The organism is Luteococcus sp. H101 (assembly GCF_038433155.1).
Taxonomy (GTDB): domain Bacteria; phylum Actinomycetota; class Actinomycetes; order Propionibacteriales; family Propionibacteriaceae; genus Luteococcus.
In genome coordinates this window covers 1-1,284 of record NZ_JBCDMW010000048.1, presented here as the reverse complement: position 1 = coordinate 1,284, position 1,284 = coordinate 1, and the positions used below count along the sequence as shown (strand labels likewise).

Below are 1,284 nucleotides of genomic sequence, written 5' to 3'. Positions count from 1 at the left end.
GGGTTAGCGGCAGAAATGTGTGTACAGCCTGACTGATTTCATTCGTGGCGGCTAGGGGTGATGGTGGTCTGAACATGCTCTGGGAGCATGTTCGGTGCAGGTTGCGAGGAATCACCCCCGGTGTGGTGTATGCGGCTCGAAGCTGGTCAAGAACGGCAAGACCACCGCCGGCAGGACCCGGTGGCGCTGCAAGGCCTGTGGCGCCTCCGCGGTCCAGTCCCGGCCCGACGTCACCCGCAAGGCTGAGCTGACAGCCTTCCGCCACTGGCTGCTGGGCAACGCGACGCAGCGCAGCATCGACGGCGGGACCGGCCGCTCGTTCCGCGCCACCACCAACTGGTGCTGGAACATCCGGGTGCCGCACCCCAACCCCACCGGGGAAGTCGACGACATCTTGATGGTGGACGGCACCTACCTCCAGGGCTGGTGCCTGCTCATCGCGTCCAACGGCACCTATGTGCGGGACTGGCAGTGGTGCGACCGCGAGTCGAAAGCTGCCTACCAGGCCCTGTTCGAACGCCTCCCGGCACCCGAGCTGGTGGTCGTCGACGGCGGTCAGGGCGTCGCCGCAGCCCTGCGCGAGTGCTGGCCCGAAACGCCGGTGCAGCGCTGCTACTTCCACATCTACCGCACCATCACCCGCCACCTGACCATGAACCCCAGACTGGAAGCTGGCAAGCAACTACGCGCCCTCACCGCGGCGCTCATGCGAGTCTCAACCCTGGACGAGGCCACCGAATGGACCCGCCAGTACCTGGCCTGGGAAGCCGAATGGGACAGCTTCCTCAAACACCGCACCTACGCCGGCAAGCACCGCGAACGACCCCTCGGAATCGGTCAATGCGCCACCTGGTGGTTCACCCACCGCGAGCTCCGCAAGAGCCGCGCCCTGTTCAGAGGCCTGATCCGTAGGCAAGAACTGTTCAGCTGGCTGGACTTCACCCCGCCCCGAGCACGGACCACATCTCCCTTGGAAGGCGGCCCGAACAAGGCCGTCAAAGACCTCCTACGCATCCACCGCGGCCTCCCGCCAGACCATGCCCGACGGGCCATCGAGTGGCTCCTCGACAGCCTCACCGAACACCCTCACGACCCCTGGGGACTAGCGCGGCCCCAACACTGGGACCCGCCACCCAAGCCACACCCAGTCCACGACGAACCCCTCGGCCCACAACCCGGCACCAACTTCAGCTGGGAAGACGGCAACGGCATCCAGAAAGGCTGGGCCGGCCGCTGGCGACCATGACACGCCCGAAGCCATACACACATTTCTGCCGCTAACCC

1 protein-coding gene is annotated in these 1,284 nt (G+C 66.1%); it reads left to right on the top strand.

Annotation, left to right across the window (positions count from 1 at the left end):
- Nucleotides 1-94 precede the first annotated feature (94 nt).
- On the top strand, nt 95-1,246 hold the full coding sequence (locus tag AAEX60_RS16355) for an IS1249 family transposase (RefSeq protein WP_342105064.1): 1,152 nt from the start codon (nt 95-97) through the stop codon (nt 1,244-1,246).
- The last annotated feature ends 38 nt before the right edge of the window (nt 1,247-1,284 follow it).